The sequence below is a fragment of the Micromonospora rubida genome (assembly GCF_009908295.1).
In the GTDB taxonomy this organism is placed as follows: Bacteria; Actinomycetota; Actinomycetes; order Mycobacteriales; family Micromonosporaceae; genus Micromonospora; species Micromonospora rubida.
In genome coordinates this window covers 650,961-673,383 of the sequence record NZ_JAAALO010000002.1, presented here as the reverse complement: position 1 = coordinate 673,383, position 22,423 = coordinate 650,961, and the positions used below count along the sequence as shown (strand labels likewise).

Sequence of the window (22,423 nt, the reverse complement as noted above, 5' to 3'; positions counted from 1 at the left end):
GCAGGCTCGCGGCATGCGGTGGGAGGGCGTGTGGCTGCGGTACCACCGGCGCGGTCCGTGGGTGCTGCGGGAGGCCAGCCTGCGGCTCGACCCGGGCGAGGCGGCCGTGGTGCTCGGCCGCAACGGCGTCGGCAAGTCCACTCTGCTCCAGTTGGCGGCCGGGGTGCTCAGGCCGACCCGGGGCCGGGTCGTCGACCGCCCGCGGCACGTCGGCTGGGTGCCGGAGCGGTTCCCCGTCGACCAGCCGTTCACCGTGAGGCGTTACCTGGCCGGGATGGCCCGGGTTGCCGGGCTGGGTGGTAGCGAGGCGGACCTGGCGGTCGACCGGTGGACCGAGCGGCTGGGCCTGACGCGGTTCCACGGCGTGCGCCTTCCCGAGCTGTCCAAGGGCACGGCCCAGAAGGTGGGCCTGGCCCAGGCGATGCTGCGCCGGCCCGACCTGCTCATCCTCGACGAGCCGTGGGAAGGCCTCGACGCCGCCGCCCGGGAACTGGTCCCCGGGCTGATCGGCGAGGTGCTGGCGTCCGGCGGGTCGGTGCTGGTCAGCGATCATCGGGGCGAGACGGCACGGCTGCCGGGCGCGGCCCGCTGGGCCGTCGCCGACGGCACCGTCACCGCGCAGGCGTCGGCCGCCCCGCCGGCCGACGCGCTCGTCGTGGTCGAGGTCGCGGTGTCGGCCACGCGGGTGGCCGGCACCGTCGCCCGGTTGCGCGCCGACGGCCACCACGTCCTACGGGTACGCTCCGACGCCGCCCCGCCCGTCGGGACGCCGGCTGCCCTCGTCGCCGGGGAACTGGTCGCACCGGTTGCCGGGGAGCCGGCCGCCCTCGTCGCCGGTGGCGCGTCCGCCTCCGGCACCGGAGAGCCGGGCGCTGCTGCCGTCGGGGGGCCGGCGGCTCCCGTCGCCGGCGCGTCTGCCGTACCCGTCGCGCCCATCGGCGGTCCGCCGGGCCCTGCCGACGGGGCGGCCGTACCCGTCGCGCTCCCGATCAGTGGTCCGCCGGGCCCTGCCGACGGGGCGGGCGGGGGCGTGCCGGCCTCGGGGCCGGCAGGGCGGGTGAGCCGGTGAGCGCGCTGGTCCGGATGAGGCTGGCCGGCTTCCTGCGTACCGGACGGGCTGTCGCGCCCCTGCTGGCCGGCCTGCTCGCCCTCGGTGTCCTCTACGGCGGCGGGCGAGCCCAGCCGGGCGAGGCGTACGGCGTCTCGGCGGTGGTGCTGTTCCCGGTGCTGGCCTGGCAGACCAAGATCCTGCTCGACGTCGAGCCGGACGTCCAGCGCCGGCTGGCCCTGGTGCTCGCCGGGGCGGCCCGGGAGCGGGCCGCCGGGCTGCTCGCGGCGGTCGTTGCCGGGCTCGGCACGGTCGCCGCCGGGCTGGTCTATCCGTGGCTGGTGGGCGGGGTGACCAGCCAGGTGACGCCGGGCGGCCGGTCGCTGGCCGCCGGTGTCGCTCTCGGCGTCTGGGCGCACCTGCTCGCCCTGCCGGCAGCCGTGGCGCTCGGCGCGCTGGCCAGCCGGGCCGTCACGGGCAGCGCCGGGTACGGCGTCGCGGTGCTGGCGCTCGGCGTGGTCGGCACGCTGGTCCTGGGTCTCTCCGACTCGGTGATCCCGTGGTTGGCGCCGCCGGTGATGTCCACTGCCCGGGCTGCCGCCGCCGGACCGTCCGGCGGCACCCTGGCCCTGCTCAGCGGGTGGGGGGTCGCCTGGAGCGCGACGGCCCTGGCCGCGTACGCCTGGCGCCGGCGGGTCCGCGTCTGACCGGCGGCCGCCGGGCGCCGCACGTTGCGTCCTCCGTGCCGCTGAGGGCCCGGAGCCTGGTGAACGGGTCGATCACCGGCGGGGGAGTGATGGGGCGCACCCGGGGGCGATTTGGCGGTCACGGGGCGTGTCGCGTAACCTCTGGGACGAAGTAACACCCAGAGACCGCTGGTCACCGTGCTTCGGCACGGTCGAAGGTCCCGCTTCGACGGGCGACCCGCGCAGGGCGGCAAGCGAAACTTGGCCGTGTTCCCGTGGTCCGCCGACTGCGGTGGGATCGGCCGACCCTCGCCCCGTGCGCCCTGCGCCGGGGCGTTTCTCGTTGTCGCGGCCCTCCGGTACCGCGGAAGCCTGCTGGCTTCCCGGTCGACCAGCCTGGAGCAACGAGAGAGGAGGGACATGGCGGACAAGCCGATCCGGGCCGACAAGGCCACGGCCGTCGTCGAGCTGACCGAGAACTTCCGCAACGCGGGAGCTACGGTGCTGACCGAGTACCGTGGTCTGACGGTTTCCCAGCTCACCCAGCTGCGGCGCTCGCTCGGCAAGGAGACCACCTACACGGTCGCGAAGAACACGCTGGCGAAGCGTGCCGCGACCGACGCGGGGATCTCCGGGCTCGACGAGCTGTTCACCGGTCCTACCGCGCTGACTTTCGTTTCGGGCGACGTCGTCGAGGCGGCGAAGGGGCTTCGCGACTTCGCGAAGGCCAACCCGAAGCTTGTCATCAAGGGCGGCGTCTTCGAGGGCAGGGCCATTTCCGCGGCCGAGGTCACGAAGCTTGCCGACCTGGAGTCCCGTGAGGTGCTGCTGGCCAAGCTGGCCGGCGCGATGAAGGGCAACCTGAGCAAGGCCGCGGCCCTGTTCCAGGCCCCGCTGTCGAAGACCGCCCGTCTGGCGGCAGCCCTGCAGGACAAGCGCGAGAAGGAGGGCGCCGAGGCGGCCTGAGGCCCCGCGGCGCACCCACGTTCTTAGTCAAACCTTAGGAAAGGACGCCAGATATGGCGAAGCTCAGCACCGACGAGCTGCTTGACGCGTTCAAGGAGATGACGCTGATCGAGCTCTCCGAGTTCGTGAAGCAGTTCGAGACGACCTTCGAGGTCACCGCCGCGGCTCCGGTCGCCGTCGCCGCCGGGGGCGCTGCCCCGTCCGCCGCCGAGGCCGAGCCGGAGAAGGACGAGTTCGACGTCGTTCTCGAGGCCGACGGTGGCAAGAAGATCCAGGTCATCAAGGTCGTGCGTGAGCTGACCGGCCTGGGCCTCAAGGAGGCCAAGGACGCGGTCGAGTCCGCGCCGAAGGCCATCCTGGAGAAGGTCAACAAGGAGACCGCCGAGAAGGCCAAGGCCAAGCTCGAGGGCGAAGGCGCCAAGGTCACCCTCAAGTAATTGGGGCTGACCGGGCGCGCGCCCGGCTCAAGGTGCACGTGAGCCGGGGCACACTCCGACACGGCGGGCGACGATCCAAATTTTGGATCGTCGCCCGCCGTGTTCGTGCTGGGACCGCCAGCAACGTTCTGAGCAGGGCTCGGGCGCCCGGCGCCCGGCGGTACGGCCGGAGCGGAGGTCGCCCGTCGGTGGGAAACACGTGTCGCCAGCGAGACCGGCCCTTGACGCGGCCCCGGGCCGCCAGGCACGCTGACACCTGCAAGACCTTCCGCGCTTGCAACGGCCACCTCTTGGGTATTGGCAGCGGCACCACCACCGGCCGCCGCACCCGAGCGGATCCGTAGGTCCGCCGCGTTCCGAGCGGCCCGGTTGTCCCTCTTTCGAGGGATGCCGAGGCGCGTTCCGCGACGACCTGCGGGCTGGGCTGGACAGCGGTTAGCCTCTCGGCTACACTGCTAGTTTGCGCTGCCTTCCGACTTGACCCCTGCGCAGAAATGTCCGATTGCGGGTATTTCTGGTGGGGATATTGGAGTGCACGCGTACCAGCCGTTCTGCAGCACCGGTCCTCGGAAGGACGCATCTTGGCAGCTTCCCGCCCTGCGAAGACCAGTCGTACGTCGAGCGCTTTCGCTCCCCGCCGAGTCTCTTTCGGCAGGATTACCGAACACCTCGAGGTCCCCAACCTCCTCGCCATCCAGAACGAGTCCTTCGACTGGCTCGTCGGCAACGAGGGTTGGCAGGGCCGGTCGGCGGACGACCCGCACCCACGCTCGGGTCTCGCGGAAATCCTCGAAGAGATCAGTCCCATTGAGGACTTCTCTGGCACCATGTCGCTTTCCTTCTCGGCACCGCGCTTCGACGAGGTCAAGGCCTCGATCGAGGAGTGCAAGGAGAAGGACCTGACCTACTGCGCCCCGCTGTTCGTGACCGCGGAGTTCACCAACAACACCACCGGCGAGATCAAGAGCCAGACGGTGTTCATGGGTGACTTCCCGATGATGACGCCGAAGGGCACCTTCATCATCAACGGCACCGAGCGTGTCGTGGTCAGCCAGCTCGTCCGCTCGCCGGGCGTGTACTTCTCGAAAGAGCCGGACAAGACCTCCGACCGCGACCTCTCCAGCGTCAAGGTCATCCCGAGTCGGGGTGCCTGGCTGGAGTTCGACATCGACAAGCGCGACACGGTCGGCGTCCGCATCGACCGCAAGCGCCGGCAGGCCGTCACGGTCCTGCTCAAGGCCATCGGTTGGTCCGCCGAGCGGATCCGCGAGAAGTTCGGCTGGTCCGAGCTGCTGATGACCACGCTCGAGAAGGACCACATCGCCGGCGCCGACGAGGCGTTGCTCGACATCTACCGGAAGCTCCGCCCTGGCGAGCCGCCGACCCGCGAGAACGCCCAGACCCTGCTCGACAACCTCTTCTTCAACCCGAAGCGGTACGACGTCGCCAAGGTCGGTCGGTACAAGTTCAACAAGAAGCTCGAAGTGGGCGTGCCGATCACCACCGGCACCCTGACCGAGGACGACATCGTCGCCACCGTGGAGTACCTCTGCCGGCTGCACGCCGGCGAGGACGGCTACGAGGCCGACGACATCGACCACTTCGGCAACCGGCGCCTGCGTACCGTGGGTGAGCTGATCCAGAACCAGGTCCGGGTCGGCCTGTCCCGGATGGAGCGGGTCGTCCGCGAGCGGATGACCACCCAGGACGTCGAGGCGATCACGCCGCAGACCCTGATCAACATCCGCCCCGTCGTGGCGGCGATCAAGGAGTTCTTCGGCACGTCGCAGCTGTCCCAGTTCATGGACCAGACCAACCCGCTGGCGGGCCTGACCCACCGGCGCCGGCTGAGCGCGCTCGGCCCGGGTGGTCTGTCCCGGGAGCGGGCCGGCTTCGAGGTCCGCGACGTGCACCCGTCCCACTACGGCCGGATGTGCCCGATCGAGACGCCGGAAGGCCCGAACATCGGCCTGATCGGCGCGCTCTCCACCTTCGCCCGGGTCAACCCGTTCGGCTTCATCGAGACGCCGTACCGGAAGGTCGTCGAGGGTCGGGTCACCGACCAGATCGACTACCTGACCGCGGACGAGGAGGACCGGTTCGTCAAGGCGCAGGCCAACGCGCGGCTGAAGGCCGACGGCACGTTCGCCGAGGACCGGGTCCTGTGTCGCCGTAAGGGTGGCGAGACCGAGGACGTGGTTCCCGCCGCCGTCGACTACATGGACGTGTCGCCGCGGCAGATGACCTCGGTCGCGACCGCGATGATTCCGTTCCTTGAGCACGACGACGCCAACCGGGCACTGATGGGCGCGAACATGCAGCGCCAGGCGGTGCCGCTGGTCAAGGCCGAGTCGCCGTTGGTCGGCACCGGCATGGAGTACCGCGCCGCCGTCGACGCCGGTGACGTGGTCGTGGCCGAGGTCGGCGGTGTCATCGAGGACCTCTGCGCCGACTACGTCACCATCCACCAGGACGACGGCCACCGCCGGACGTACCTGCTGCACAAGTTCCGCCGCTCCAACGCCGGCTCCTGCGTCAACCAGAAGCCGGTCGTCTTCGAGGGCGACCGCGTCGAGGCCGGTCAGGTCATCGCCGACGGTCCGTGCACCGACGAGGGCGAGATGGCGCTCGGGCGCAACCTGCTGGTGGCGTTCATGTGCTGGGAGGGCCACAACTACGAGGACGCGATCATCCTGTCGCAGCGCCTCGTGCAGCAGGACGTGCTCACCTCGATCCACATCGAGGAGCACGAGGTCGACGCCCGGGACACCAAGCTCGGCCCGGAGGAGATCACCCGCGACATCCCGAACGTCAGCGAGGAAATGCTTGCCGACCTCGATGAGCGCGGCATCATCCGGATCGGCGCCGAGGTCGTCCCCGGTGACATCCTGGTCGGCAAGGTCACGCCCAAGGGCGAGACCGAGCTGACCCCGGAGGAGCGGCTGCTCCGCGCGATCTTCGGCGAGAAGGCGCGCGAGGTCCGGGACACCTCGCTGAAGGTGCCGCACGGTGAGACCGGCACGGTCATCGGCGTGCGTACCTTCTCCCGGGAGGACGGCGACGAGCTGCCCCCGGGCGTCAACGAGCTGGTCCGGGTCTACGTCGCCCAGAAGCGGAAGATCCAGGACGGCGACAAGCTCGCCGGCCGGCACGGCAACAAGGGCGTCATCTCGAAGATCCTGCCGATCGAGGACATGCCGTTCCTGGAGGACGGCACCCCGGTCGACATCGTGCTGAACCCGCTGGGTGTTCCGTCCCGGATGAACATCGGCCAGGTGCTGGAGACGCACCTCGGCTGGGTGGCCAAGACGGGTTGGAGCGTGGACGGCGACGACACCGACTGGAAGCGCCAGCTGCGCTCCATCGAGGCGCACGAGTCCGGGCCGGACACCAACGTGGCCACGCCGGTCTTCGACGGCGCCCGCGAGGAGGAGATCTCCGGCCTGCTCTCGTCGACCCTGCCCAACCGGGACGGCAAGCAGCTGATCGGCTCCTCCGGCAAGGCGCAGCTGTTCGACGGCCGTTCGGGCGAGCCGCTGCCGGACCCGATCGCGGTCGGCTACATCTACATCCTGAAGCTCAACCACCTGGTCGACGACAAGATCCACGCCCGGTCGACCGGCCCGTACTCGATGATCACGCAGCAGCCGCTGGGTGGTAAGGCGCAGTTCGGTGGCCAGCGCTTCGGTGAGATGGAGTGCTGGGCGATGCAGGCGTACGGCGCCGCGTACGCCCTGCAGGAGCTGCTCACGATCAAGTCCGACGACGTCCTGGGCCGGGTCAAGGTCTACGAGGCGATCGTCAAGGGCGAGAACATCCCGGAGCCGGGCATTCCGGAGTCGTTCAAGGTGTTGCTCAAGGAGCTGCAGTCGCTGTGCCTCAACGTCGAGGTGCTCTCCAGCGACGGTGTGGCCCTGGAGATGCGCGAGACCGACGACGAGGTGTTCCGGGCCGCGGAGGAGCTGGGCATCGACCTGTCCAGGCGCGAGCCGAGCTCGGTCGAAGAGGTCTGAGGTGAGCGGTCGGGAGCCGGTCCGCCGGCTCCCGACCCCACCCAATAGCTAAGCAGTACAGACGACGACATAGGGGACATAGTGCTCGACGTCAACTTCTTCGACGAGCTGCGCATCGGTCTCGCCACCGCCGACGACATCCGTCAGTGGTCGCACGGCGAGGTCAAGAAGCCTGAGACGATCAACTACCGCACCCTCAAGCCGGAAAAGGACGGGCTCTTCTGCGAGAAGATCTTCGGCCCGCAGCGGGACTGGGAGTGCTACTGCGGTAAGTACAAGCGGGTCCGGTTCAAGGGCATCATCTGCGAGCGCTGCGGCGTCGAGGTGACCCGCTCCAAGGTCCGCCGGGAGCGGATGGGTCACATCGAGCTGGCCGCTCCGGTGACCCACATCTGGTACTTCAAGGGCGTGCCGAGCCGGCTGGGTTACCTGCTGGACCTCGCCCCGAAGGACCTCGAAAAGATCATCTACTTCGCCTCGTACGTGATCACGAGCGTGGACGCCGAGTCGCGTCACCGCGACCTCTCGACCATCGAGAACGAGATCCTGGCCGAGAAGCGGCAGTCCGAGAACAGCCGCGACTCGGAGATCGAGAAGCGGGCCGCCAAGCTCGAGGCCGACCTGGCCGAGCTGGAGGCCGAGGGCGCGAAGGCGGACGTCCGGCGCAAGGTCAAGGAGGGCGGAGAGCGCGAGATGCGCCAGATCCGCGACCGGGCCCAGCGCGAGATCGACCGCCTGGACGAGGTGCTCGACACCTTCCGCAAGCTGGACTCGAAGCAGCTCGTCACCGACGAGCTGCTCTACCGGGAGCTGCGCGACCGGTTCGGCGAGTACTTCACCGGGGCGATGGGCGCCGAGGCCATCAAGGCGCTGGTCCAGAACATGGACCTCGCCACCGAGGCCGAGAGCCTGCGCGAGACCATCCGCTCCGGCAAGGGCCAGCGGAAGATCCGGGCGCTCAAGCGGCTCAAGGTCGTCGCGGCGTTCCTGAACACCCGCAACTCGCCGCTCGGCATGGTGCTGGACTGCGTCCCGGTCATCCCGCCGGACCTGCGCCCGATGGTGCAGCTCGACGGTGGCCGCTTCGCGACCTCCGACCTGAACGACCTGTACCGCCGCGTGATCAACCGGAACAACCGCCTCAAGCGGCTGATCGACCTCGGCGCGCCCGAGATCATCGTCAACAACGAGAAGCGGATGCTCCAGGAGGCCGTCGACGCGCTGTTCGACAACGGCCGCCGCGGCCGGCCGGTCACCGGTCCGGGCAACCGCCCGCTCAAGTCGCTGTCCGACATGCTCAAGGGCAAGCAGGGCCGGTTCCGGCAGAACCTGCTCGGCAAGCGCGTCGACTACTCCGGCCGTTCGGTCATCGTGGTCGGCCCGAAGCTGAAGCTGCACCAGTGCGGCCTGCCCAAGCAGATGGCGCTGGAGCTGTTCAAGCCGTTCGTGATGAAGCGGCTGGTGGACCTCAACCACGCGCAGAACATCAAGTCCGCCAAGCGGATGGTCGAGCGGCAGCGGCCGGTCGTGTGGGACGTGCTGGAAGAGGTCATCGGCGAGCACCCGGTGCTGCTGAACCGCGCGCCGACCCTGCACCGACTGGGCATCCAGGCCTTCGAGCCGCAGCTCGTCGAGGGCAAGGCGATCCAGATCCACCCGCTGGTCTGCACCGCGTTCAACGCCGACTTCGACGGTGACCAGATGGCGGTGCACGTGCCGCTGTCCGCCGAGGCTCAGGCCGAGGCGCGGATCCTGATGCTGTCGTCGAACAACATCCTCAAGCCGGCCGACGGCAAGCCGGTCACCATGCCCACCCAGGACATGGTCATCGGCCTCTACCACCTCACCCACCTCAGGGCCGGTGAGAAGGGCGAGGGCCGGCCGTTCAGCTCGGACGCCGAGGCCCGGATGGCCTTCGACGCCAGCGAGCTGCACCTGCAGGCGCCGGTGAAGATCCGCCTGCGCGGGCTGGTCGGGGTCGACAACGGCGCCGGCGCCGAGCCGTGGGTCGCGCCTGAGGGCTGGGTCGAGGGTGACCCGCTCACCGTCGAGACCACCCTGGGCCGGGTGCTGTTCAACGAGACGCTGCCGCAGGGCTACCGCTTCGTGAACTACGAGATCCGCAAGGGTCAGCTCTCCGCGATCGTCAACGACCTGGCCGAGCGCTTCCCGAAGGTGGCGCTGGCCGCCACCCTGGACGGCCTCAAGGAGGCCGGTTTCCACTGGGCCACCTGGTCCGGCGTGACGATCGGCATGGAGGACGTCATCGCTCCGCCGCGCAAGCGGGAGATCCTGGAGAAGTACGAGAAGGAAGCCGACCGGATCGACAAGCAGTACCAGCGGGGTCTGATGACCGCCGAGGAGCGTCGCGGCGAGCTCATCGAGATCTGGACCAAGGCGACCAACGAGGTCGCCAAGGAGATGGACACCGCGCTGCCGCAGGAGAACCCGCTGTGGAAGATGATCAATTCGGGTGCCCGCGGTAACCTGCTCCAGCTCCGTCAGATCGCCGCGATCCGTGGTCTGGTGGCCAACCCGAAGGGCGAGATCATCCCCCGGCCGATCAAGGCCAGCTACCGGGAGGGTCTGTCCGTGCTGGAGTACTTCATCTCCACGCACGGTGCCCGCAAGGGTCTCGCCGACACCGCGCTGCGGACCGCCGACTCGGGTTACCTGACCCGTCGTCTGGTGGACGTGTCGCAGGACGTCATCATCCGCGAGGAGGACTGCGGCACCGACCGGGCCATCCCGATGCAGATCGGCGAGCGGCGCGACGGCAAGCTGTACGTCCACGAGCACGCCGAGACCAGCGTGCACGCCCGGACCCTGGCGGACGACATCAAGGGGCCGGACGGCAACGTCGTCGCCGAGCGCGGCCAGGACGTCAACTCCATCGGGGTCGACCGGATCGTCGCCGCCGGGGTGGAGACGATCCGGGTGCGCAGCGTGCTCACCTGCGAGTCGAAGCTGGGCGTCTGCGGTGCGTGCTACGGCCGCTCGCTGCCGACCGGCAAGACCGTGGACGTCGGCGAGGCGGTCGGCATCATCGCCGCCCAGTCGATCGGTGAGCCCGGTACGCAGCTGACGATGCGTACGTTCCACACCGGTGGTGTCGCGGGTGAGGACATCACCCAGGGTCTGCCCCGTGTCCAGGAGATCTTCGAGGCCCGGGTCCCGAAGGGCAAGGCGCCGATCGCCGACACCCCGGGCCGGATCCGGATCGAGGACGGCGAGCGGTCGCGGAAGATCATCGTGGTGCCGGACGACGGCAGCGAGGAGATCGTCTACGACAAGATCTCCAAGCGGGTTCGTCTGCGGGCCCACGACGGCGACCACGTCGAGGTCGGCGAGAAGCTCACCGAGGGCACCATCGACCCGCACGAGCTGCTGCGCATCCTCGGCCCGCGCGCGGTCCAGGTCCACCTGACCCAGGAGGTCCAGCAGGTCTACCGCTCGCAGGGTGTGCTCATCCACGACAAGCACATCGAGATCATCATCCGCCAGATGCTGAAGCGGGTGACGGTCATCGACTCCGGCTCGACCGAGTTCCTGCCGGGCGTGCTGGTCGACCGGGCGCTGTTCGAGTCGGAGAACCGCCGGCTCGTCTCCGAGGGCGGCGAGCCCGCCGCCGGTCGTCCGGTGCTGATGGGTATCACCAAGGCCTCGCTGGCCACGGACTCCTGGCTCTCGGCGGCCTCCTTCCAGGAGACCACCCGGGTGCTGACCGACGCGGCGATCAACTCGCGCAGCGACTCGCTGGTCGGCCTCAAGGAGAACGTGATCATCGGTAAGCTCATCCCGGCCGGTACGGGCATCAGCAAGTACCGCAACGTCCGGGTCGAGCCGACCGAGGAGGCCAAGGCCAAGGTCTACTCGATGACCGGCTACCCGGAGAGCGACTACGGCTTCGGGCCGGCCAGCGGGCAGGCCGTGCCGCTGGACGACTTCGACTTCGGGTCGTACCGCTAAGCAGTAGGAACGACGAGGCCCCCGGCAGCCGCCGGGGGCCTCGTCGCGTCTCGGACCGAGAATCGATGAAGGGAATCCCTCGGCCGGGTGTCGTGTCGTGCGCCAAACCCCCGTCCCGCCGGCCGTGGTTCCGGTGGGGGAAGAGAGCGGCCGGGCCGGAGGGGCATGATGGTGGGCATGACGACCGCACCCGGGCAGGTGCCCGTCGCGCAGCAGGGGCCGCGTCATCCGCTCGATCCTGACCCGGTCCGGTCCAGCAAGGCCCGCGCGGTCTTCGCCCTCGGCCTGATGGGCGCGCTCACCGGGCTCTTCGTCGGTGGGGTGGTGCCGGCCACGCTCGCCCTCGTGCTGGCCCGTCAGGCCCGCCGGGAGGCGTACGCCTCAGGGGGGTTCCTCACCGGCGGCGTTTGGCTGCGGCGGGGGGAACGGCTGGCTTGGACGGGGTTGGTCCTGGTCGCGACGACGGTCGTGGTGGCGGTGGTGATCGGGCTGGTCCGGCTGGCCGGGCAGCCGTTCGGGCACGACTACGCGCCGAACGTGGACTGACCGTCCCGGGGGATGCGTCCCCGCCCACCCACGAGGGCTGGGGCGGCGGCGGTAGCCTGACCGGTGTCCGTCGCGCGGCGGTGGACACCGACCGGCGACAGGAGGCCCTCGTGACGGAACCGGCGCGGCCCTCGGGCGATTCGGCGGAGCGACCCGCCGCGCCCCCGGACCCGACCGGGCCTCCCGCTTCGCCGGGGGAGAGCCTGTGGGCCAGGCCGGCTGCCGACGCGGACGCCGGGCCCCGCATCGTCCCGGAGGTCGCCTCCGTGGAGTACGCGCCCCCGCCGGTCTCCCCGCCCCCGGGGGCCGGGAGCGCGGGTCTTCCTCAGGGCCCGTTCCCGCCGGCCGGTCCCGCGCCGCACCCGGGCACCGCGCCGCCGGCCGGCTGGTCGTCGCCGGCCGGTCCGTACCCGACGCAGGCACCCTGGTCCGGGCAGCCGGCCGGGGCTCATCCCGGGGCGGGGCCGGCGGGGTACCCGGGCCAGCAGGCGGGTGTCGGCTGGGGCGGGCCGGGCGCCGGCTGGGGGCGGGTGCCCCCGCCGCCCAGGGAGGCCCCCCGGCCGCCGAAGCGGGTCGACCGGGTGCCCGGCACCCCGTTCGGCGTGGTGCACCTCGACGTCCCCCCGGTCACCTCCGGGCTTGCGGTCGGCTCGTTGGTGGCCGGGATCGTGTCGGCCCTGGTCTCGGTCCTGGTGATCTGCCTGGGGGTGACCGCGGACTCGCAGGGGGTCTGGGCCGCCGGCGTGTTCACGTTCCTCGGGGTGCTGGCCGGGGCGGCGGCCGTGGTGGCCGGTCTGCTCGGCAGGCGACAGATCCGGCGGCCCGCGCCGCCGCCCGCAGTGCGCTTCACCGGCCGGGGCCTGGCCCTGGCCGGAATCAGTTGCGGCGCGACGGGCCTGGCGCTCAGCCTGCTCGGTCTGGGCCTGGCGCTGCTTCTCGGCCTCGGTTGAGCTGCGGCCTGCCGGGCCCGGTGATCGACGGCGTCAGACGTCCGGCCAGAGGCGCCCGGGCCCGCCGGGCGGCCGACGGCGGGTGCGGGCGGGGGCGACCGGGGCGTACCCGGCGGAAGCCGTTACACTTGTTTCCGTAGGTGCTCATCGCGGATGGGCAGGCACGACGGTTCGGCCGGCAGGCGGTGACGCCGATCTCCGGGCCCCTCCGTTTTGACCTGTGCGGCTGTGATAGGTACTCTTTCCCCTTGTGCCCGGGCCTGCCCGGGCAACTCGTGCGTGCGCTGGACCCGGGCGACCTGGTGATCATGCGGCGACACGACAGAGCCAAAGACCCGGCGCGGGTGATCGCATGCCGGTGACAGACGATCCGGTGCGCGCGCGAGCGACGGCACCGGGGCCGTGGGCTGGGCGACACGCCCGACCGCGGGTGCCGGGACCTCCGCAAGGTGGGCCTGGCCGGAATGTAGGAGAGCCTCCCCATCAGGGTTGGTTACGAGTAGACGGCGCGGCCGCCGGATGGCGGCCGAAGGGAGCGGAGAAACCCGGTGCCCACGATTCAGCAGCTGGTCCGAAAGGGCCGCCAGGCCAAGACGACCAAGACCAAGACCCCGGCGCTGAAGGGTTCCCCTCAGCGGCGCGGCGTGTGCACCCGCGTGTACACCACCACCCCCAAGAAGCCGAACTCGGCGCTCCGCAAGGTCGCTCGTGTCAAGCTCAGCAGCCAGATCGAGGTGACCGCCTACATCCCGGGCGTGGGTCACAACCTGCAGGAGCACTCGATCGTGCTCGTCCGCGGCGGCCGCGTGAAGGACCTCCCTGGCGTGCGTTACAAGATCGTCCGCGGTTCGCTGGACACCCAGGGTGTCCGCAACCGCAAGCAGGCGCGCAGCCGTTACGGCGCGAAGAAGGAGAAGAGCTGAGATGCCGCGTAAGGGACCCGCTCCGCGGAAGCCGCTGGTCGCTGACCCGGTGTACAACTCGCCGTTGGTCACCCAGTTGGTGAACAAGATCCTCATGCGCGGCAAGCGCCAGCTCGCCGAGCGTATCGTGTACGCCGCCCTGGAGGGCTGCCGCGAGAAGTCCGGCACCGACCCGGTCGTCACCCTCAAGCGGGCGATGGACAACGTCAAGCCGACCCTCGAGGTGCGCAGCCGCCGTGTCGGTGGCGCCACCTACCAGGTGCCGGTCGAGGTCCGCCCGACCCGCGCGACCACCCTCGGTCTGCGCTGGCTGGTGACGTACTCCAAGGCCCGGCGCGAGAAGACCATGGTCGAGCGGCTCATGAACGAGCTGCTGGACGCGAGCAACGGTCTGGGTGCCGCCGTGAAGCGGCGCGAGGACACGCACAAGATGGCTGAGTCGAACAAGGCCTTCGCGCACTACCGCTGGTAACACCCTGGTTCCGGCGCCCTGGCGGCGCCGGAACCGCCACCAGTTGTGTCGAGACGACGATAAGTAGGGATTGAAGTGGCCGCCGCAGACGCGCTCGCCAACGTACGCAACATCGGCATCATGGCTCACATCGATGCCGGTAAGACCACCACCACCGAGCGGATCCTCTTCTACACCGGTATCACGTACAAGATCGGTGAGGTCCACGAGGGCGCTGCCGTCATGGACTGGATGGAGCAGGAGCAGGAGCGTGGTATCACCATCACCTCCGCTGCTACCAAGTGTGAGTGGAAGGACCACACGATCCAGATCATCGACACGCCCGGTCACGTCGACTTCACGGTCGAGGTCGAGCGGTCGCTGCGGGTGCTGGATGGTGCGGTCGCGGTCTACGACGGTGTGGCCGGCGTGGAGCCGCAGACGGAGAACGTCTGGCGTCAGGCTGACAAGTACGACGTCCCGCGGATGTGCTTCGTCAACAAGCTCGACCGGACCGGCGCGGACTTCTTCCGCTGCGTGCAGATGATGATCGACCGGCTCAACGCCACCCCGCTGGTGCTCCAGATCCCGATCGGGCTCGAGGGCGACCACATCGGGGTCGTCGACCTGATCGGCATGCGCGCCCTCACCTGGCGCGGGGAGACCCAGAAGGGTGAGGACTACGCGATCGAGGAGATCCCGGCCGACCTGGCCGACTCCGCGACCGAGTGGCGCGAGAAGCTGGTGGAGACCCTGGCCGACGTCGACGACGCGGTGATGGAGAAGTACCTGGAGGGCGAGGAGATCTCCGTCGAGGAGATCAAGGCCGCCATCCGGCGCGCGACCATCGCCAGCAAGGCCAACCCGGTGCTCTGCGGCTCGGCGTTCAAGAACAAGGGCGTCCAGCCGATGCTCGACGCCGTGGTCGACTTCCTGCCGTCGCCGCTGGACGTCCCTGCGATCGTGGGCACCGCGACCGACGGTGAGACGCCGTTGCAGCGGAAGCCGTCGAAGTCGGAGCCGTTCGCCGGTCTCGCCTTCAAGATCCAGACCGACAAGCACCTTGGCAAGCTCACCTACGTCCGGGTCTACTCCGGCGTGGTCGAGACCGGCAACCAGGTGGTCAACTCCACCAAGGACCGCAAGGAGCGGATCGGCAAGATCTACCAGATGCACGCCAACAAGCGGGAAGAGCGCGGCTCTGCCCAGGCTGGCGACATCATCGCGGTGCAGGGTCTGAAGCAGACCACCACCGGTGACACGCTGTGCGACCCGGCGAACCCGGTCATCCTGGAGTCGATGACCTTCCCGGAGCCGGTCATCGAGGTCGCCATCGAGCCGAAGACCAAGGCCGACCAGGAGAAGCTCAGCACCGCCATCCAGAGGCTGGCGGAGGAGGACCCGACCTTCCGCGTCAAGCTGGACGAGGAGACCGGTCAGACGGTCATCTCCGGCATGGGCGAGCTGCACCTGGACATCCTGGTCGACCGGATGCGCCGCGAGTTCAACGTCGAGGCGAACATCGGCAAGCCGCAGGTGGCGTACCGCGAGACGATCCGCCGCAAGGTGGATAAGATCGAGTACACCCACAAGAAGCAGACCGGTGGTTCCGGCCAGTACGCCCGCGTGATCGTCAGCGTGGAGCCGCTGCCGCTGGACAACGACTCCCCGACGTACGAGTTCGCCAACGCTGTCAGCGGTGGCCGTATCCCCCGGGAGTTCATCCCGTCGGTGGACGCGGGTGCCCAGGACGCGATGCAGTACGGCATCCTGGCCGGCTTCCCGCTGGTCGGTGTCAAGCTGACGCTGCTGGACGGCCAGTACCACGAGGTCGACTCCTCGGAAATGGCGTTCAAGATCGCCGGCTCGATGGTGATGAAGGAGGCGGCCCGCAAGGCCGACCCCGCACTGCTCGAGCCGATGATGGCCGTTGAGGTCACCACTCCTGAGGAGAACATGGGTGACGTCATCGGCGACCTCAACTCCCGCCGTGGCATCATCCAGGCGATGGAGGAGCGCAGCGGCGCCCGCATCGTGAAGGCTCTGGTGCCGTTGTCGGAGATGTTCGGCTACGTCGGCGACCTGCGGTCGAAGACCCAGGGCCGGGCTAGCTACAGCATGCAGTTCGACTCCTACGCCGAGGTTCCGCAGAGCGTGGCGAGGGAGATCATCGCCAAGGCGACGGGTGAGTGACGCTCACCTGAGCTGACCGGATGAACCGGGGCTGGTCGCGGGAGGGTATCCCCGCCCGCGGCCACCTCGGTCGGGTTGCGTGAGACCGGGCCTGTAGGCTTCATCGCCGCAGAACCCACCAAAGCTATCCGGCCGCGAGGCCGGAAGGGCTGTCGACAGAGTCCTAAGCGCCGACCTGGCGCGCCGGGGCGAACGAACCAAGAAGTCCACAGGAGGACACCAGTGGCGAAGGCTAAGTTCGAGCGGACTAAGCCGCACGTCAACATCGGCACCATTGGTCACATCGACCACGGTAAGACGACGCTGACGGCGGCCATCACCAAGGTCCTGCACGACCAGTACCCGGACCTGAACCCCTACACGCCGTTCGACCAGATCGACAAGGCGCCGGAGGAGAAGGCCCGCGGCATCACGATCTCGATCGCGCACGTCGAGTACCAGACCGAGTCTCGGCACTACGCGCACGTCGACTGCCCCGGGCACGCCGACTACATCAAGAACATGATCACCGGTGCCGCGCAGATGGACGGCGCGATCCTGGTGGTCGCGGCGACCGACGGCCCGATGCCGCAGACCCGCGAGCACGTGCTGCTGGCCCGTCAGGTCGGTGTGCCGTACATCGTCGTGGCGCTCAACAAGAGCGACATGGTCGACGACGAGGAGCTCCTGGAGCTCGTCGAGCTCGAGGTCCGCGAGCTGCTCTCGACGCAGGAGTACCCGGGTGACGACCTGCCGGTCGTCCAGGTCTCCGCGCTGAAGGCGCTCGAGGGCGACCCGGTCTGGACCGAGAAGCTGCTCGAGCTGATGAACGCGGTCGACACCGCGATTCCGCAGCCGGAGCGCGAGACCGAGAAGCCGTTCCTCATGCCCGTCGAGGACGTGTTCACGATCACCGGTCGTGGCACCGTCGTCACCGGTCGTGTCGAGCGTGGCGTGCTGCTCCCGAACGAGGACGTCGAGGTCGTCGGCATCCGCGAGAAGGGCTTCAAGACCAAGGTCACCGCGATCGAGATGTTCCGGAAGACCCTGGACGACGCCCGCGCAGGCGAGAACGTCGGCCTCCTGCTGCGTGGCACCAAGCGCGAGGACGTCGAGCGCGGCATGGTCGTCGTCAAGCCGGGCACCACGACCCCGCACACGGACTTCGAGGCGACCGTCTACATCCTCTCGAAGGAAGAGGGCGGGCGGCACACCCCGTTCTTCCAGAACTACCGTCCGCAGTTCTACTTCCGGACCACGGACGTCACCGGCGTCGTCACGCTGCCCGAGGGCACCGAGATGGTCATGCCTGGCGACAACACCACGATGACCGTGAAGCTGATCCAGCCCATCGCGATGGAGGACAACCTCAAGTTCGCGATCCGGGAGGGTGGCCGTACGGTCGGCGCGGGTCGCGTCACCAAGATCCTCAAGTGAGCTGGGTAACCCCGATTAGCGTTGCTGCCGGTAGTGGGGCATACTAGTCAGGTTGCGTAACGACAGTTCGTCGCCCGTGTCCGGCGTCCGCTGGACCTCCGGGTCGTTGAACAGTCGCGCGTAGGGTGGTTGGCCTGTCCCTGGCGGCCAACCACCCTCGCACGGCGCCCAGGTCGCGGTGACGCGATCGGCGCCATGACCCACCGCGCGGTCAGCAGAGCTCCGGAGTCCCGGGGCGGAGCCTGGTCCGAGGGCGCGACACGCCCGACCGCGGGGGTCGGCGGAAGTGGGCCTGTGCCAGCCGGTGCAGGTGCCCGCGACACAGCGGCATCGAGAGAAGGAACAGAAGCCACCATGGCGGGACAGAAGATCCGCATCCGGCTCAAGGCCTATGACCACGAGGTCGTCGACTCCTCGGCGCGGAAGATCGTCGAGACGGTGACGCGTACCGGGGCGCAGGTCGCTGGCCCGGTGCCGCTGCCCACGGAGATCAACCGTTTCTGCGTCATCCGCTCGCCGCACAAGTACAAGGACTCGCGCGAGCACTTCGAGATGCGCACGCACAAGCGGCTGATCGACATCATCGACCCGACTCCGAAGACGGTCGACTCGCTCATGCGCCTCGACCTGCCGGCTGGCGTCGACATCGAGATCAAGCTGTAGGGACCGGACAAATGGACAGGCAAGTCAAGGGGATCCTGGGCGCAAAGCTCGGCATGACCCAGGTCTGGGACAACAACCGTGTTGTCCCGGTGACCGTGGTTCAGGCCGGCCCGTGCGTCATCAGCCAGGTTCGTAGCGCCGAGAAGGACGGTTACTCCGCGGTCCAGCTCGCCTACGGCACGATCGACCCGCGCAAGGTGAAGAAGCCGGTCAGCGGGCACTACGCGAAGGCGGACGTGGCGCCGCGCCGACACATCGTCGAGCTGCGCACCGCGGACGCCGCGGACTACTCGCTGGGCCAGGAGGTCACGGTCGAGGAGTTCCCGGTCGGCGTCAGCATCGACGTCACCGGCAAGACCAAGGGCAAGGGCTACGCCGGCCCGATGAAGCGGCACGGCTTCCACGGCCTGCGCGCCAGCCACGGTGTCGAGCGCAAGCACCGCTCGCCCGGCTCGATCGGCGCCTGCGCCACCCCGGGTCGCGTCTTCAAGGGCACCCGGATGGCCGGCCGGATGGGTGGCGTGCGCTACACCGTCCAGAACCTGACCGTCCAGGCGGTCGACACCGAGAACAACCTCCTGCTCGTCCGTGGGGCCATTCCCGGTCCCAAGGGCGCGCTGGTCCTGGTCCGCAGCGCGGCCAAGACCAAGGTGAAGAAGGGCGGTGTGGCCAAGTGACCACCGTTGACGTCCTCAACGTCGAAGGCGCCAAGAGCAGCTCCGTGGAGCTGCCGGCCGACATCTTCGACGTCCAGGCCAACGTCGCGCTGATGCACCAGGTCGTGGTGGCTCAGCTCGCGGCGGCCCGCCAGGGCACGCACAAGGCCAAGACCCGCGGCGAGGTCGCCGGTGGCGGCAAGAAGCCGTACAAGCAGAAGGGCACCGGTCGGGCCCGTCAGGGCTCGATCCGCGCGCCGCAGTTCGCCGGCGGTGGCGTGGTGCACGGCCCGGTGCCGCGTGACTACAGCCAGCGGACCCCGAAGAAGATGAAGGCCGCCGCCCTGCGTGGCGCTCTCTCCGACCGGGCCCGCGCTGGCCAGGTGCACGTCGTCGAGGCTTTCGTCTCGGGCGAGAAGCCGTCGACCAAGGCCGCACTGGCCACGCTGGTCAAGCTGACCGAGGCCAACCGGGTCCTGGTCGTGCTGAGCAGCACCGACGAGCTGAACTGGGTGTCGCTGCGCAACGAGCCGCGGGTGCACCTGATCGAGGCCGGCCAGCTCAACACGTACGACGTGCTGGTGGCCGACGACGTGGTCTTCACCAAGGACGCCCTGGACGAGTTCCTGGGGCTGCCGACGGTAGTCGGCCGGGCGACCGAGCCCGCCGAGACCACCGAGGAGGGTGGCAAGTGAGCACGATCGCCGATCCGCGGGACATCATCGTCGCGCCGGTCGTCTCGGAGAAGAGCTACAGCGAGCTGAACCGGAACTGGTACACCTTCCTGGTGCGCCCGGACGCCAACAAGACTGAGATCAAGATCGCTATCCAGCAGATCTTCAACGTCCGCGTCCTGACGGTCAACACGCTCAACCGTGAGGGTAAGCGCAAGCGCACGAAGACCGGTTTCGGTCAGCGCAAGGCCACCAAGCGGGCGATCGTGAAGCTGGCTGACGGTGACCGTATCGAGGCCTTCGGCGGCCCGGTCAGCTGAGGGGTGTAGACAATGGCTATCCGTAAATACAAGCCGACGACGCCGGGCCGGCGTGGCTCGAGCGTCGCCGACTTCGCCGAGATCACCCGGTCGAAGCCCGAGAAGTCGCTGCTCGCGCCGCTGCCGAAAAAGGGCGGGCGTAACGTCCACGGCCGGATCACCACCCGGCACCACGGTGGCGGCCACAAGCGCCAGTACCGTCTGATCGACTTCAAGCGGGTCGACAAGGACGGCATCCCGGCGAAGGTCGCGCACATCGAGTACGACCCGAACCGCACCGCGCGCATCGCGCTGCTGCACTACGCCGACGGCGAGAAGCGCTACATCCTCGCGCCGAAGGACCTGAAGCAGGGCGACGCGGTCGAGTCCGGCCCGGGCGCCGACATCAAGCCGGGTAACAACCTGCCGCTGCGCAACATCCCGGTCGGTACCACCATCCACAACGTGGAGCTGCGTCCGGGCGGCGGCGCCAAGCTGGCCCGCTCGGCCGGCGTCGGCGTCCAGCTGCTCGGCCGGGAGGGCGTGTACGCCACCCTGCGTCTGCCGTCCGGTGAGATCCGGCGGGTCGACGTGCGGTGTCGCGCCAGCGTCGGCGAGATCGGCAACGCCGACCAGTCGAACATCAACTGGGGCAAGGCCGGCCGGATGCGGTGGAAGGGCCGGCGCCCGACCGTCCGCGGTGTCGCCATGAACCCGGTCGACCACCCGCACGGTGGCGGTGAGGGTAAGACCTCAGGTGGCCGTCACCCGGTCAACCCGCAGGGTAAGCCCGAGGGCCGCACCCGTCGCAAGGGCCAGCCGAGTGACCGGCTGATCGTTCGCCGCCGCTACGCCACGCGTAAGCGCGGCTGAGGGAGATAAGACATGCCTCGCAGCCTGAAGAAGGGCCCGTTCGTCGACGACCACCTGCTCAAGAAGGTGGAGACGCAGAACGACAAGGGCACGAAGAACGTCATCAAGACCTGGTCGCGGCGCTCGACGATCATCCCCGAGATGCTCGGCCACACGATCGCCGTGCATGACGGACGCAAGCACGTCCCGGTGTTCGTTACCGAGGCGATGGTCGGGCACAAGCTCGGCGAGTTCGCGCTGACCCGCACGTTCAAGGGTCACGAGAAGGACGACCGGAAGAGCCGCCGGCGCTGACGCCGCGGGCATACGGATAGAGGAACAAGGGGTTACAGCGATGCCAGGAAAGGGCGACGCTCCGGTGCTTCCGGGCGCGCGGGCGATTGCGCGGCACGTGCGCATCTCGCCGATGAAGGCGCGCCGGGTGGTCAACCTCGTCCGCGGCCTGCCCGCGAAGGAGGCGCTCACGGTGCTGCAGTTCGCGCCGCAGGCTGCGAGCGAGCAGGTGTACAAGGTGCTCGCGAGCGCGATCGCGAACGCGGAGAACAACGAGCGGCTGGACCCCGACGCGCTGCTGGTCAGCGAGGCGTTCGTCGACGAGGGCCCGACGATGAAGCGGTTCCGGCCGCGGGCGCAGGGCCGGGCGTACCGGATCCGCAAGCGGACCTGCCACATCACTGTGGCGGTCGAGGCGGTCGCGCCGGCTGCGCCGAAGAAGTCCGCGGCGAAGAAGGTCGCCCCGGCGAAGCAGGCTGAGGCCGCTGAGACGGAGAGCAAGACGGAGGGCGCCGAGTAATGGGTCAGAAGGTTCACCCCACTGGGTTCCGGCTCGGCATCTCGACCGACTGGAAGTCCCGCTGGTTCGCGGACAAGCTCTACAAGGACTACATCGGCGAGGATGTCAAGATCCGCCGGATGATGTCCAAGGGCCTCGAGCGCGCCGGCATCTCCAAGGTCGACATCGAGCGCACCCGGGACCGGGTCCGCGTCGACATCCACACCGCCCGGCCGGGCATTGTCATCGGCCGGAAGGGTGCGGAGGCCGACCGGATCCGCGGCGAGCTGGAGAAGCTCACCGGCAAGCAGGTGCAGCTGAACATCATCGAGGTGAAGAACCCCGAGTCGGACGCGCAGCTGGTCGCCCAGGGCGTCGCCGAGCAGCTCTCCAGCCGGGTCAGCTTCCGTCGGGCGATGCGCAAGGCGATGCAGTCGGCGATGAAGAACCCGGTGTGCAAGGGCATCCGGGTCCAGGTCTCGGGTCGCCTCGGCGGCGCCGAGATGAGCCGGACCGAGTTCTACCGCGAGGGTCGCGTCCCGCTGCACACGCTGCGGGCCAACATCGAGTACGGCTTCTTCGAGGCCCGTACCACCTTCGGCCGCATCGGCGTGAAGGTCTGGATCTACAAGGGTGACGCGGTGCCGGGTCGGGAGACCCCGGCCGAGGCGCCGTCGCGCCCGCGTCGTGAGCGCGCCGACCGTCCGGAGCGTCCGCGCCGTGGTCGGTCCGGTTCGTCCGGCACGACCGCCGGTGGCACCGAGGCCGGCCGGGCTGCAGCGACGACCATCGCGCAGCAGGCTGAGACGCCGAGCGGCGAGCCGATCGACAGCGCTGCTGTCGCCTCGGTCGCTTCGACTCCGGCAGAAACGCAGCAGGAGGGCTGAC

At 69.3% G+C, this 22,423-nt stretch carries 20 protein-coding genes; all 20 read left to right on the top strand.

What is annotated here, in order from left to right:
• Positions 1–13 precede the first annotated feature (13 nt).
• The 20 genes from GVV04_RS07525 (at position 14) to rpsC (ending at position 22,422) form a co-directional block, all read left to right on the top strand.
• Positions 14–1,069 carry an ATP-binding cassette domain-containing protein gene (locus GVV04_RS07525; protein WP_161685937.1) on the top strand — a complete coding sequence of 352 codons (1,056 nt, stop codon included), beginning with the start codon at positions 14–16 and terminating at the stop codon, positions 1,067–1,069.
• Positions 1,066–1,755, top strand: coding sequence for a hypothetical protein (locus GVV04_RS07520; protein ID WP_161685935.1), 690 nt, complete (start codon positions 1,066–1,068; stop codon positions 1,753–1,755). The genes GVV04_RS07525 and GVV04_RS07520 overlap by 4 nt, the downstream gene beginning before the upstream one ends.
• A gap of 399 nt (positions 1,756–2,154) precedes the next feature.
• Positions 2,155–2,700 (top strand): 50S ribosomal protein L10, encoded by a 546-nt coding sequence (gene rplJ / locus GVV04_RS07515; protein ID WP_161685933.1) that lies wholly within the window; start codon positions 2,155–2,157, stop codon positions 2,698–2,700.
• A 53-nt stretch (positions 2,701–2,753) separates the two neighbouring features.
• Positions 2,754–3,137 carry a 50S ribosomal protein L7/L12 gene (rplL, locus tag GVV04_RS07510; RefSeq protein WP_161685931.1) on the top strand — a complete coding sequence of 128 codons (384 nt, stop codon included), beginning with the start codon at positions 2,754–2,756 and terminating at the stop codon, positions 3,135–3,137.
• 581 nt (positions 3,138–3,718) lie between these two features.
• On the top strand, positions 3,719–7,150 hold the full coding sequence (gene rpoB / locus GVV04_RS07505) for a DNA-directed RNA polymerase subunit beta (RefSeq protein ID WP_161685929.1): 3,432 nt from the start codon (positions 3,719–3,721) through the stop codon (positions 7,148–7,150).
• An 81-nt stretch (positions 7,151–7,231) separates the two neighbouring features.
• Positions 7,232–11,119, top strand: coding sequence for a DNA-directed RNA polymerase subunit beta' (locus tag GVV04_RS07500; RefSeq protein ID WP_161685927.1), 3,888 nt, complete (start codon positions 7,232–7,234; stop codon positions 11,117–11,119).
• A gap of 177 nt (positions 11,120–11,296) precedes the next feature.
• The gene (locus tag GVV04_RS07495; RefSeq protein ID WP_161685925.1) at positions 11,297–11,665 is read left to right on the top strand and encodes a hypothetical protein; all 369 of its coding nucleotides are present in this window, start codon (positions 11,297–11,299) and stop codon (positions 11,663–11,665) included.
• Between the two features lie 581 nt (positions 11,666–12,246).
• Positions 12,247–12,615: a hypothetical protein gene (locus GVV04_RS34310; RefSeq protein WP_161686756.1), complete on the top strand. Its 369-nt coding sequence runs from the start codon at positions 12,247–12,249 to the stop codon at positions 12,613–12,615.
• Positions 12,616–13,163: 548 nt separating this feature from the next.
• Positions 13,164–13,538: a 30S ribosomal protein S12 gene (gene rpsL / locus GVV04_RS07485; protein ID WP_007465318.1), complete on the top strand. Its 375-nt coding sequence runs from the start codon at positions 13,164–13,166 to the stop codon at positions 13,536–13,538.
• Between the two features lies 1 nt (position 13,539).
• On the top strand, positions 13,540–14,010 hold the full coding sequence (gene rpsG, locus GVV04_RS07480) for a 30S ribosomal protein S7 (protein ID WP_161685923.1): 471 nt from the start codon (positions 13,540–13,542) through the stop codon (positions 14,008–14,010).
• Between the two features lie 75 nt (positions 14,011–14,085).
• Positions 14,086–16,182: an elongation factor G gene (gene fusA, locus GVV04_RS07475; protein WP_161685921.1), complete on the top strand. Its 2,097-nt coding sequence runs from the start codon at positions 14,086–14,088 to the stop codon at positions 16,180–16,182.
• 222 nt (positions 16,183–16,404) lie between these two features.
• Positions 16,405–17,598 (top strand): elongation factor Tu, encoded by a 1,194-nt coding sequence (gene tuf, locus GVV04_RS07470; RefSeq protein ID WP_161685919.1) that lies wholly within the window; start codon positions 16,405–16,407, stop codon positions 17,596–17,598.
• Between the two features lie 354 nt (positions 17,599–17,952).
• Positions 17,953–18,261 (top strand): 30S ribosomal protein S10, encoded by a 309-nt coding sequence (gene rpsJ / locus GVV04_RS07465; RefSeq protein WP_007073037.1) that lies wholly within the window; start codon positions 17,953–17,955, stop codon positions 18,259–18,261.
• Between the two features lie 11 nt (positions 18,262–18,272).
• Positions 18,273–18,938: a 50S ribosomal protein L3 gene (gene rplC, locus GVV04_RS07460; RefSeq protein ID WP_161685917.1), complete on the top strand. Its 666-nt coding sequence runs from the start codon at positions 18,273–18,275 to the stop codon at positions 18,936–18,938.
• On the top strand, positions 18,935–19,612 hold the full coding sequence (gene rplD / locus GVV04_RS07455) for a 50S ribosomal protein L4 (RefSeq protein WP_161685915.1): 678 nt from the start codon (positions 18,935–18,937) through the stop codon (positions 19,610–19,612). Before rplC ends, rplD begins: the two co-directional genes overlap by 4 nt.
• Positions 19,609–19,911 carry a 50S ribosomal protein L23 gene (gene rplW, locus GVV04_RS07450; protein WP_161685913.1) on the top strand — a complete coding sequence of 101 codons (303 nt, stop codon included), beginning with the start codon at positions 19,609–19,611 and terminating at the stop codon, positions 19,909–19,911. Before rplD ends, rplW begins: the two co-directional genes overlap by 4 nt.
• 12 nt (positions 19,912–19,923) lie before the next feature.
• Positions 19,924–20,763, top strand: a complete 840-nt coding sequence (gene rplB, locus GVV04_RS07445; protein WP_161685911.1) for a 50S ribosomal protein L2 — start codon at positions 19,924–19,926, stop codon at positions 20,761–20,763.
• Positions 20,764–20,775: 12 nt separating this feature from the next.
• Positions 20,776–21,057, top strand: a complete 282-nt coding sequence (rpsS, locus tag GVV04_RS07440; protein WP_161685909.1) for a 30S ribosomal protein S19 — start codon at positions 20,776–20,778, stop codon at positions 21,055–21,057.
• 40 nt (positions 21,058–21,097) lie between these two features.
• The gene (gene rplV / locus GVV04_RS07435) at positions 21,098–21,556 is read left to right on the top strand and encodes a 50S ribosomal protein L22 (RefSeq protein WP_161685907.1); all 459 of its coding nucleotides are present in this window, start codon (positions 21,098–21,100) and stop codon (positions 21,554–21,556) included.
• Positions 21,556–22,422 (top strand): 30S ribosomal protein S3, encoded by an 867-nt coding sequence (rpsC, locus tag GVV04_RS07430; protein WP_161685905.1) that lies wholly within the window; start codon positions 21,556–21,558, stop codon positions 22,420–22,422. Before rplV ends, rpsC begins: the two co-directional genes overlap by 1 nt.
• Position 22,423 lies beyond the last annotated feature (1 nt).